The organism is Kitasatospora sp. NPDC059571 (assembly GCF_042735675.1).
GTDB lineage: Bacteria > Actinomycetota > Actinomycetes > Streptomycetales > Streptomycetaceae > Kitasatospora.
The window spans coordinates 1-10,846 of the sequence record NZ_JBHWBW010000253.1 but is presented as its reverse complement, the minus strand read 5'-3'; the positions used below and the strand labels follow the sequence as shown (position 1 = coordinate 10,846).

The following is a 10,846-nucleotide window of genomic DNA, read 5'->3' as shown; positions in this document are numbered from 1 at the left end:
GTCGGACAGGCCCGGGGCACCCGGCCCGCGGGGTCACTCGGAGGCGGTCGGTGCGGCGGTTCCCGCCTTGGAGGCCGGCGCGGACGCCGGGCCGCTCAGCGGGGCGGTCGCCGACGGCGCACGGGTCGCGGAGGCCGAGGCGGACCCGCCCGCGCTCGCCGACGGCGCGGCGGAGCCGGAGGGCGTCCCGGAGCCGGAGGGGGTGCCGGAACCGGACGGGCTGCCGGAGGCCGTGCCGCTCGGGGTGGCCGGGGCGGGGCTGCCGGAGCCCGCGGGCGGCGCCGGCGGCCCCCCGGCCCCCGGGTCGGGCTTCGGTGCCGGGGGCAGCGAGCCCGGCTTGGCCGGCGCGATCCTGGTCGGGGCGGCCTTGACGTCCGGCACCTTCCACTGGCCGCCGCGGTCGTCGCCGCCGGAGTCGGGGTCGGGCCGCACCGCGCCGAGGATCTGCATCGCGCCGATCTTCGACACCTTCACCACGTCACCGGTGTGCGGGGCCTGGACGATGAGGCCGCCGCCCAGGTACATCGCGACGTGGGTGGCACCGGTGTGGTAGATCACCAGGTCGCCGGGGCGGAGCTGGTTGAGCGGGATGTGCGTCAGCTGCGCCCACTGCTCCTGGCTGGTGCGCGGGATCGGCAGGCCGGCGTGCAGCCAGGCCTGCGAGGTGAGCCCCGAGCAGTCGAAGACGTCCGGGCCGTCGCCGCCCCACACGTAGTCCTTGCCGAGCTGGGCGAGCGCGTAGGCGACCGCCTTGCGGCCGGCCGCGGACGGGGTGCGCTCGCCCTTGCCGAGCGCGCCGGTGGCGAGGAAGGCCAGCTGGGCCGCGTCGGCCTCCTGCTGCTCCAGGGCCTCCAGCTCGCTGCGCTGGGCGCCGGTGAGCGAGCCGACCATGTCCTCGACCGCGGCGAGCCGCTTGGCCATCTCGTTCTTGGCCTGCTCCTGCTGGGCGGCCAGCTGGGTCGTCCGGGCGAGCGTCTGCTGGGCCTGGGCCTGGAGCTCGGCGAGGGCGGCCCGGTCGGACTTGAGGCGGTCCAGGAACGCCTTCTGGGAGCGGCCCGCGGCGTCCAGCAGCCGGGCGATGGCGATCGCCTGGTACGGGTTCTCGGCGAGCATCAGGTCGGCCAGGTCGGAGGCCCGGCCGCTGCGGTACTGGGCGGCGGCGAGCTGGGCGGCGACGTCCACGCCGGCGTCCACCGCGGCCTGCTGCGCGACCAGCCGGCGGTTCAGGTCGTCCACGGCCTGCTGCTGGGCGGCCTGCTGGGCGACCGCGCCGTTGTACTGGTCGGTGGCGGCCTCCGCCGCCTGGTACAGCTCGTGCAGCCGGTCCAGCAGCGGGCCGAGGGTCGCCTTGGCGTCGGCCAGCGGGTCGGCGCCCGCCGCCACCGTGACCGACGGCGAGGGCTGCGGGGCCGCGTACGCGGCGGTCGCCGCCGGCAGCGCGAGGGCGGCAGCGGCGAGCACCGCCCCGCAGCGCAGCGCGGCGCGCACCCACGGCCTCAGTCCGGTCTTCTCCGTCTGCTGCCCGGCCCCCATCGGCCCGCCTCCCCGCAGTGCCCTGCCGGGCCCGCCGCCCGGTGATCTCGCAGGGAATCCTGCCATGCGGGCCTGACGCACCGGCAGAGGGTGTACCCACCGACCGGTGAATTCTCAGACTCTCCTCACACGGGGGCCGCCCGGAATGTGAGACAGGTCTCAGCAAACCGCCACCAAGGCGGAGGGAACCGCCCAATCCGGCCGGATCTCCACGCTTTCGCATCGCCTGCGCAACCTCCGCGCAACCATCGGAACCACGATTCCCGTGCCAGTTCACCTTCCGTTCACCCGGGATGCCTACCGTCGCCCACGACAGCAGCGTCAGTCCGACAACTACGACGATTGTTTGGTTATGGAACACATCACGTTCCTGGTGGCCGTTGTGATCATCACGGCGCTCGCCTTCGACTTCACCAACGGGTTCCACGACACCGCCAACGCGATGGCCACCTCCATCGCGACGGGAGCCCTCAAGCCCAAGGTCGCGGTCACCATCGCCGCCGTCCTCAACTTCGCCGGCGCGTTCCTCTCCGTGAAGGTCGCCACCACGATCTCCGGCGGCATCGTCAACGAGAAGGCCGGGCTCCAGCCGTCGATCATCTTCGCCGCCCTGGTCGGAGCGATCCTCTGGAACCTCCTCACCTGGCTGCGCGGCCTGCCCTCCAGCTCCTCGCACGCGCTCTACGGCGGCCTGATCGGCGCCACCGTGGTCGGCGTCGGACTGCACGGCGTCAACTTCGACACCGTCGTCACCAAGATCCTGATCCCCGCCGTCGCCTCCCCGTTCGTGGCCGGCCTGGCCGCCTGGGGCGCCACCAAGCTGGCGTACCTGATCACCCGCGGCGGCCGCGAGACCACCACCGACAAGGGCTTCCGGCGCGGCCAGATGTTCTCGTCCTCGCTGATCTCGCTGGCGCACGGCACCAACGACGCGCAGAAGACCATGGGCATCATCACCCTGGCCCTGGTCTCCGCCGGCGCGCTGAAGCCGGGCGCGCTCCCGCCGGTGTGGGTCATCGTCTCCGCGGGCGCCGCCATCGCCCTCGGCACCTACATGGGCGGCTGGCGGATCATCCGCTCGATGGGCAAGGGCCTGACCGACATCCAGCCCCGCCAGGGCCTGGCCACCGAGACGGCCGCCACCGCGGTCATCCTCACCTCGACCCACATGGGCTACGGCCTGTCGACCACCCAGGTCTGCTCCGGCGGCATCATGGGCGCCGGCCTCGGCGGCCCCAAGCGCGAGCTGCGCTGGAGCCTGGTGCGCCGCATGGTCTACACCTGGGGCCTGACCCTGCCCGCCGCCGCCTCGGTGGCCGGCCTCGCCGCCTTCGTCGCCGACCAGGGTGCCTGGGGCGTCGCACTGGTGGGCACCGCCCTGGTCGCCGGCTCCGGCGCCATGTGGGTGCTCTCCCGCCGCCAGCCGGTCACCGCCGGCAACGTCAACGAGGTGACCGAGGTCGAGGTCCCGGCCCAGGCCGTCGCCGTCACCCCCACCCCCGCCACCACCACCGTCGCGGCCTGACGGCCCGGATTCGGAGAGGACGGACAGCCATGAACATCAAGTGGAGCGCCCTCGCCCAGACCGCGGGTCTGAGCTTCGGCATCACGGTCGCGGTCGTCGCGGCCTTCGCCCTCGGCATGCTGGCGCTGTCGCGCCGCGAGGCCGCCCAGGACGCCGTCCGCTCGGGCATCCCCGGCGCGGGCAGCGGCAACCTGGCGCTGGCCTGTGCGGCGCTGTGCTTCAGCGCCTGCGCCTCGGTGGTCTTCTACGGCATCACGATGATCGCCGGCCACTGACCGCACCCCGCCGTACGGAAGGGCCCCGGAGAGATCCTCTCCCGGGGGCCCGGCCCGGGGCGGGGGGTGGGGGCGCCCCACCCCCGCGCGCCCCCGTACCGCGTGGCCGGGGGCCGGGTCAGTCGCGGACCAGCTCCGGTGCGGGCCGGTGCGCCGGCTCCTCCGTGCCGGTGCGCAGCGGGGTCTCGCGGATCAGCAGCACCACCAGGAAGGCCAGCAGCGCGAACGGCGCGGCCATCAGGAAGACGGTGCCCACCCCGCGCCCGAAGGCGTCGGTGACCAGCGGCACGATCGGTGCGGGCAGCCGGTGCAGGTCGGGGATCTCGCCGCCGCCGAGCGCGGCGCCGCCGGAGGGGTGGACGCCGGCCCTCGCCAGGTTGCCGGTCAGCACGGAGGTCACCCGGTGCGACATCAGGGCGCCGAGCGCGGAGACGCCGATCGCGCCGCCCAGGGTGCGGAAGAAGGTGACGGTGGAGCTGGCGGAGCCGAGCTCCTCGCGCGGCACGGTGTTCTGCACGGCGAGGACGAGGTTCTGCATGGTGAGGCCGAGGCCGATGCCGGTGACCGCCATGTAGAGGGCCAGCCGGCCGTACGGGGTGTCGTCGTGGACGGTGCCGAGCAGCGCGAAGCCGACCGCGAGCAGCAGGGTGCCCGCGACCAGGTAGCCCTTCCACCGGCCGTACCGGGTGATCAGCTTGCCGGCCACGGTGGAGGAGACCGCGAGGCCGAGGATCATCGGCAGGGTGAGCAGGCCGGCCACGGTGGGCGACTTCTCCCGGGCCAGCTGGAAGTACTGGCTGAGGAAGGTGGTGGCGCCGTACATCCCGACGCCCACCAGCACGCTGGCGATCGCGGCAAGGGCGACGGTGCGGTGCCGGAACAGGTCGAGCGGGACGACCGGCTCGGCGGCCCGGCGCTCGGCGGCCACGAAGAGCACGGCCAGCACCGCGGTGCCGCCCACCATCACGGCGCTCTGCCAGGACATCCAGTCGTAGTTCTTGCCGGCCAGGCTGACCCAGATCATCAGCAGGCTGGCGGCGGCGGTGATCAGCAGGGCGCCGAGGTAGTCGATCCGGGGCTTGCCGCTGCGCGGGGCGACGGGCAGCCGCAGGGTCCGCTGGAGCACCACGATGGCCAGCAGCGAGAACGGGATGCCGACGTAGAAGCACCAGCGCCAGCCGAGCCAGTCGGTGTCGACGATCATGCCGCCGATCAGCGGGCCGCCGATGGTGGCGAGCGCGAAGACGGCGCCGAAGTAGCCGCTGTAGCGGCCGCGCTCGCGCGGCGGGACCATCGCGGCGAGGCAGATCTGGGCGAGCGCGGTGACGCCGCCGGCGCCGACGCCCTGGAGCACGCGGCAGGCGATGAGCTCGCCGGTGTTCTGCGAGAGGCCGGCCAGTGCGGAGGCGGCGATGTAGATGACCAGGGCGATCTGCAGCAGCAGCTTCTTGCTGACCAGGTCGGAGAGCTTGCCCCAGACGGGGGTGGAGGCGGTCAGCGACAGCAGGGTGGCGGTGATCACCCAGGTGTAGGCGGACTCGCCGCCGTGCAGGTCGGTGAGGATCGTCGGCAGCGCGTTGGAGACCACCGTCGAGGAGAGCACCGCGACGAACAGGCCGAGCAGCAGGCCGGAGAGGGCTTCGAGTACTTGTCGGTGCGTCATGGAGGGGGTGGTCGTCATGTGCGTCCTTCGCGGTACTTTTCGTTGCCTCAGGCAACCATAAGCCCAGATAGTTGAGTAAGGCAACTTTTTCCCGGGCAAAGCAAAGGCCCGGTCCGCACCGGACCGGGCCCACTCCCCCGCGGCCTGCCGCCCCCGCCGCGGCGGGACTCAGACCGCCATGGCCTCCGCGGCCACGTCGTTGAAACGGCGCAGCAGCTCGGCGAACCGCACCACGTCCTCGCGGTCCCAGGCACCCATCAGCAGCCGGAAGCGGTCCATCCGGTCGTCCCGGGCCCGCAGGTAGCGGCTCGCCCCCTCCTCGGTGAGCGAGACCAGCGAGGAGCGGCGGTCCTGCGGGTCCACCTCGCGGCGGACCAGGCCGAGCTCCTCCAGGTGCTTCACCTGCCGGCTGATCGAGGCCTTGCCGACGCCGAAGTGCAGCCCGATGTCGGTCAGCCGCACCCGCCCGGACTCCTCGATGAAGGCCAGCATCCCGTAGCCGACGCCCTCCAGCTCCGGGTGCACCCGCCGGGACATCTCGAAGGCCCGCACCCGGCCGCGCCGGAACAGCAGCGCCACCTCGCGCTCCACCGCATGGAAGGCCTGCTCCGCGGACTCCTGGTCACTCATGGCGCCCAGTATCCCGTAGGCCGCGCCTCCCGCCCCGGGCAACTCCTTCCTGCTAGGAAGAGTCGGATCGGGGGATTCTCGCCACCGTCGCGCACAGCCGGGAGGACCGATGGCCGGCCCGTGCCCGCCGGGGTCAGGCCTCGGCGGCCGAGAAGCGGCCCGGGTCGGCGACCACCGCCCGGACGACGCCGGTGGCCGCGCCGAGCAGCGGGCCGCGGCGGCCGAGCGAGGAGGCCGACAGCCACTCGCCGGACCACTGCCGCACGGTGACCCGGGCCGCCATCTCCGTCCGCATCGCCGGGAGCAGCCAGTCGGCGAGCTCGGCGTAGCCGCCGCCGAGCACCACGGCCGCCGGGTCGAGCAGGTTCACCGCGCCGGCCGCGGCCACGCCCAGCGCGGCCCCGGCGGCGGCCAGTGCCGCCCGGACCCGTTCGTCGCCGCCGGCCGCCCGGTCGCCGAGCAGCGCCACCCAGTCGTCGCCGGCCCCGGACAGCCCGGCGGCGAGCAGCACCGCGGCCTCCCCCGCGTACTGCTCCAGGCAGCCGCGCGCGCCGCAGGGGCAGCGCGGCCCGTCCGGGTGCACCGGCACGTGGCCGAGCTCGCCCGCGTAGCCGCGGGCGCCCCGCAGCAGCCGGCCGCCGACCACGATCGCGGCGCCGATGCCGGCCTCCGCGGACAGGTGCAGGAAGTCCTCCGGCCCGTCGCCGAGCCAGAGTTCGGCCAGGCCGCCGAGGTTGGCCTCGTTGTCGACGTCGATCGGCAGGGCCGCCAGGCCGTCGGCGCCCGCGGCGCGCAGCGCCTGCCGGAGCTCGGCCGCGACCGGGACGCCGGACCAGCCCAGGTTGGCGGCCGTCTCGACGGTGCCCTCGGTGGCACCGACCAGGCCGGGCACCGCGACGGCCAGGCCCGCCGGGTCGAGCCCGGAGGCGGCGGCGACGTCGCGCAGCAGCGCGGCGAGGTCGGCCAGCACCTCGGCGGGGCGGCGGCCGCGGTTGGAGACGTCCCGGCGGCGCCAGCCGCGGACCTCGCCGCGCAGGTCGACCACGCAGGCCGCGAGGTGCTCCACGCCGATCTCGCCGCCGAGCCCTGCCGGGCCCTGCGGGTCGAGGGCCAGTGCGGTGCCGGGGCGGCCGACCCGGCCGCTGGGCGCGGCCGGCCCGCACTCGGCGACCAGGCCGGCCGCGGACAGCTCGTCCACCAGGGAGGAGACCGCGGCCCTGGTCAGGCCGGTGGCCGCGGCGACGTCCGCGCGAGAGCGCGGGCCGGCGGCGAACTGGCCGAGCACCAGGGCGAGGTTGGCCCGGCGCATGCCCTGCTGGCTGGCGGGTCTGTCCCGCCGCGTGTCCGTCTCCCGCATCCCCGTGTCACCTCTCGTTCAGCGGCCGAACACCTGGTCGGCCGGTTGCAGCGTAGCGGCGGGTCCGGCCGGGCCCCCCGTCACCGTGCGTGCCGACACGCCCCGGCGCGGGAGCCCCGCACCGGGGCGGCGGCGTCAGCCGGTGCCGCCCTCCAGCAGCGGGCGGGCGGCCGCCAGCACCGCGCCGATTCGCTGCAGCGCCGCGTCGTCGCGCTCGACCGGCTCCAGAACGGGCCCGGCGGCGGTGTCCCAGCGGCGGGCCACCGCGGCCGGGTGCTCCCCGGTGAGCAGTCCGGCGGCCTGGGCGGCGGCGCCGAGGGCGACCAGTTCGGCGGCGGCCGGCACCTGGACGGCCCGGCCGGAGAGCCGGCGGACGGTGTCCTGCCAGGCGCGGCCGCGGGCTCCGCCGCCGATCAGCAGCAGCGGCTGCTCGGCGCCCTGCTCGCCGCCGGCCGCGAGCACCTCGTCGAGCGCGCCGAGCAGCGCGTACGCGGCGCCGTCGTAGGCGGCCTGGAGCAGCTGGCCGGGGGTGGTGGTGTGCCGAAGGCCGTGCAGCAGGCCGGCGGCGTGCGGCAGGGCGGGGGTGCGCTCGCCGTCCAGGAAGGGCAGGACGACGGCCTCGCCGCCGGCCTCCACGGCCTGCCGGTCCAGGCCCAGCAGGGTGGCGATCCGGTCGACGGCCAGGGTGCAGTTGAGGGTGCAGGCGAGCGGCAGCCAGTCGCCGTGGGCGGCGGCGAAGCCGGCCACCGTGCCGCTCGGGTCGGCGGGCCGGCCGCGGGTGACCGCGTAGACGGTGCCGGAGGTGCCGAGCGAGAGGGCGGGGCGGCCGTACGCGGCGCCGGGACCGCCGCCGAGGCCGAGGCCGAGCGCGGCGGCGGCGTTGTCGCCGGCACCGAGGGCGACGGGGGTGCCGGGGCGCAGGCCCGCCACGCCCGCGGCGACCTCGCCGGCGGCGGTGCCGGGTTCGGCGAGCGGCGGCAGCAGGGCGGGGTCGAGGCCGACCAGGTCGAGGATGCCGGCGTCCCAGCCGCGCTCGCCCCACCAGCCGGTGCCGGAGGCGTCACTGCGCTCGGCGGACGGCCGGCCGGTGAGCCGTTCGGTGAGGTACTCGTGCGGGAGCCGGACGGCGGCCGTCCGGCCGGCCAGGCCCTGCTCGGCGAGCCAGGCCCACTTGGTGACGGTGAAGGACGCGCCGGGGACGCTGCCGGTGCGGCGGGCCCACTCGGCGGCGCCGAGCTCGGCGACCAGCCGTGCCGCCTGGGCGGCGGAGCGGGTGTCGTTCCAGAGCAGGGCGGGGTGGACGGGCTCGCCCGCCGCGTCCAGGGCGACCAGGCCGTGCTGCTGGCCGCCGATGGCGAGGGCCTCGGCCCGGTCGGCGTGGCCGGTGGCGGCGACCGCCTCCTGCAGGGCGTGCCACCACTGGCGCGGGTCGCTCTCCCGTGCGCCGGCGGTGCCCTCGACGGTGTGGCCGGCGCGGCCCTCGCCGAGGACCGCGCCGGTGTCGGCGTCGACCGCGAGGGCCTTGGTGGACTGGGTGGAGCTGTCCACCCCGATGACGATCCGTGGCATGCCGTACTGACTCCGTCCGTGCGCCGGGACTTCCCATCCGTGCCTCGGGATATTAGTTTGTTTTCCGCCCTGACGAATAGCCCCCGGCACGAAACTGGAGCCCAGCCATGCCCACTCCCACCCCTGCGGACAAGTTCACCTTCGGCCTGTGGACCGTCGGCTGGCAGGGCCGCGACCCGTTCGGCGATGCCACCCGTCCGGCCCTGGACCCGGTCGAGACGGTGCACCGGCTCGCCGCGCTCGGCGCGCACGGCGTGACCTTCCACGACGACGACCTGATCCCGTTCGGCTCCTCGGACGCCGAGCGCGACGCGATCGTCAAGCGCTTCCGGGCCGCCCTGGACGCCACCGGGCTGGCGGTGCCGATGGCCACCACCAACCTGTTCACCCACCCGGTCTTCAAGGACGGCGCGTTCACCGCCAACGACCGGGACGTGCGCCGCTACGCACTGCGCAAGACGATCCGCAACATCGACCTGGCGGTCGAGCTCGGCGCCACCACCTACGTCGCCTGGGGCGGCCGCGAGGGCTCGGAGCACGGCGCCAGCAAGGACGTCCGGGTCGCCCTCGACCGGCTCAAGGAGGCCTTCGACCTGCTCGGCGAGTACGTCGAGGAGCAGGGCTACGACCTGCGCTTCGCCATCGAGCCCAAGCCGAACGAGCCGCGCGGCGACATCCTGCTGCCGACCGTCGGCCACGCGCTGGCGTTCATCAACAGCCTGGAGCGCCCGGACCGGGTCGGCCTCAACCCGGAGGTCGGCCACGAGCAGATGGCCGGCCTGAACTTCGCGCACGGCATCGCCCAGGCGCTGTGGCACGGCAAGCTCTTCCACATCGACCTGAACGGCCAGTCCGGCATCAAGTACGACCAGGACCTGCGCTTCGGCGCCGGCGACCTGCGCAGCGCGTTCTGGCTGGTGGACCTGCTGGAGTCGGCGGGCTACCAGGGCCCGCGGCACTTCGACTTCAAGCCGCCGCGCACCGAGGACTTCGAGGGCGTCTGGGCCTCCGCCGAGGCCTGCATGCGCAACTACCTGCTGCTGAAGGAGAAGGCCCTGGCGTTCCGGGCCGACCCGGCGGTGCAGGAGGCGCTGCGCGCGGCGCGCCTGGACGAGCTGGCGCAGCCGACCGCCGGGGACGGCCTCGGTGCGCTGCTCGCCGACCGCACGGCGTTCGAGGAGTTCGACGTCGAGGCCGCCGCGGCCCGCGGCATGGCCTTCGAGCAGCTCGACCAGCTGGCCATGGAGCACCTGCTCGGCGTCCGCTGAGCGCGGCGGCCGCCCGCCGGCGAGCTCAGACCCGCTCGGGTTCGAACTCCTCGGCGGGCGGCTGCAGCCGGCTGCGGGTGAAGACGAAGCGGTTCATCGCCCAGTAGCGGAACACCATGGCCAGCAGGGTGCCGACGATCATGCCGCTGAGGAAGTCCGCGGACTCCTGGGCGACGTGCGAGACGTCCGGCTCCCGCAGGTCCAGCACGTAGCGGGAGAATGCCAGGGGAATGTCGTTGACGACGATCGCCAGCGCGCTCACCACGAAGAACAGGATCGCCTCACGCTGCTTCCCGTTCGCCCGGAAGGACCACTGCCGGTTCAGCACGTACGACACCACGGTGGCGATCACGGTGGCGATGGTCAGTGCGACCACCGGCTTGGACTGCAACACCGTGAGCTTCAGCCCCAGGTCGATGACCGTGGTCAGCACGAAGCAGGTGCCGCCCACCAGGGCGAACTTCACCAGTTTGCGGTGCTGCACCAGGAACGGCCGGTACCGCTCCGGGACGCGGGCGAGGGCCCGCTGCGTAGGTGACGGCATTTCGGCAGTGTCGCATGTGAACGTTTCCGGTGGGTACTCGGGAGGACCGCGCGGCGTACCCCGCGGCCCCCTCCGTGCGGCCGGTCCGCCGGCGATCCGCACGACGCCGGCCGCGTCGCCCCGGAGCACCGTGCCGCCCGGCGCGATCGGGCCCGCCATCTGCAGCGTCTCGAACGGGAACCCGCTGCCCGGCCACCGCCGGCGCACCAGCCGGCCGGTCGCCGGGTCGGTCCCGGCGCAGGAGCAGGGGCCGAGGACGGATCGCGGAGCACGCACGGGCCAGGCCGACGTCGAGTCGACGGCTCAGGTGCGTGTGGCGGTCCATGGGCGCCGGCCCGCCCTGCTGACGCACCGTCACACAGGCGTGTCCCGCGCTGCGGGCACGCCGGTGGGGGGGGGGGGGGGGGTGTGGCCCCCCCCCCCGGCCCCGCCGCGCGAGCGCGGCGGGGGCAGAGGCGGGGGCCGCGGCGCCGGGGAGGAGC

At 75.0% G+C, this 10,846-nt stretch carries 9 protein-coding genes; 3 read left to right on the top strand and 6 right to left on the bottom strand.

Annotated features, from left to right (window positions below; genetic code table 11):
* Nucleotides 1-33 precede the first annotated feature (33 nt).
* Nucleotides 34-1,533: a C40 family peptidase gene (locus ACFV0G_RS24695; protein WP_380551869.1), complete on the bottom strand. Its 1,500-nt coding sequence runs from the start codon at nucleotides 1,531-1,533 to the stop codon at nucleotides 34-36.
* A 352-nt stretch (nucleotides 1,534-1,885) separates the two neighbouring features.
* Here ACFV0G_RS24695 and ACFV0G_RS24690 point away from each other — a divergent pair, with 352 nt between their 5' ends.
* Together ACFV0G_RS24690 and ACFV0G_RS24685 are read left to right on the top strand one after the other, a co-directional pair.
* Nucleotides 1,886-3,058, top strand: coding sequence for an anion permease (locus ACFV0G_RS24690; RefSeq protein WP_380551866.1), 1,173 nt, complete (start codon nucleotides 1,886-1,888; stop codon nucleotides 3,056-3,058).
* Between the two features lie 29 nt (nucleotides 3,059-3,087).
* Nucleotides 3,088-3,333, top strand: coding sequence for a hypothetical protein (locus ACFV0G_RS24685; RefSeq protein ID WP_380551863.1), 246 nt, complete (start codon nucleotides 3,088-3,090; stop codon nucleotides 3,331-3,333).
* A gap of 118 nt (nucleotides 3,334-3,451) precedes the next feature.
* Here ACFV0G_RS24685 and ACFV0G_RS24680 read toward each other — a convergent pair whose 3' ends face one another.
* The 4 genes from ACFV0G_RS24680 to xylB form a co-directional block, all read right to left on the bottom strand.
* Nucleotides 3,452-5,014, bottom strand: coding sequence for an MDR family MFS transporter (locus ACFV0G_RS24680; RefSeq protein WP_380551860.1), 1,563 nt, complete (start codon nucleotides 5,012-5,014; stop codon nucleotides 3,452-3,454).
* Between the two features lie 150 nt (nucleotides 5,015-5,164).
* On the bottom strand, nucleotides 5,165-5,626 hold the full coding sequence (locus tag ACFV0G_RS24675) for a MarR family winged helix-turn-helix transcriptional regulator (RefSeq protein ID WP_380551857.1): 462 nt from the start codon (nucleotides 5,624-5,626) through the stop codon (nucleotides 5,165-5,167).
* 133 nt (nucleotides 5,627-5,759) lie between these two features.
* Nucleotides 5,760-6,983 carry an ROK family protein gene (locus ACFV0G_RS24670; protein ID WP_380551854.1) on the bottom strand — a complete coding sequence of 408 codons (1,224 nt, stop codon included), beginning with the start codon at nucleotides 6,981-6,983 and terminating at the stop codon, nucleotides 5,760-5,762.
* Nucleotides 6,984-7,118: 135 nt separating this feature from the next.
* Entirely contained in the window at nucleotides 7,119-8,552 is a 1,434-nt protein-coding gene (gene xylB / locus ACFV0G_RS24665; protein ID WP_380551851.1) for a xylulokinase, read from the bottom strand.
* A gap of 107 nt (nucleotides 8,553-8,659) precedes the next feature.
* Between xylB and xylA the strand changes: the two genes are divergently transcribed.
* Nucleotides 8,660-9,820: a xylose isomerase gene (gene xylA, locus ACFV0G_RS24660; protein WP_380551848.1), complete on the top strand. Its 1,161-nt coding sequence runs from the start codon at nucleotides 8,660-8,662 to the stop codon at nucleotides 9,818-9,820.
* A 25-nt stretch (nucleotides 9,821-9,845) separates the two neighbouring features.
* Here xylA and ACFV0G_RS24655 read toward each other — a convergent pair whose 3' ends face one another.
* Nucleotides 9,846-10,364 carry a GtrA family protein gene (locus ACFV0G_RS24655; RefSeq protein ID WP_380551845.1) on the bottom strand — a complete coding sequence of 173 codons (519 nt, stop codon included), beginning with the start codon at nucleotides 10,362-10,364 and terminating at the stop codon, nucleotides 9,846-9,848.
* Nucleotides 10,365-10,846: the final 482 nt, after the last annotated feature.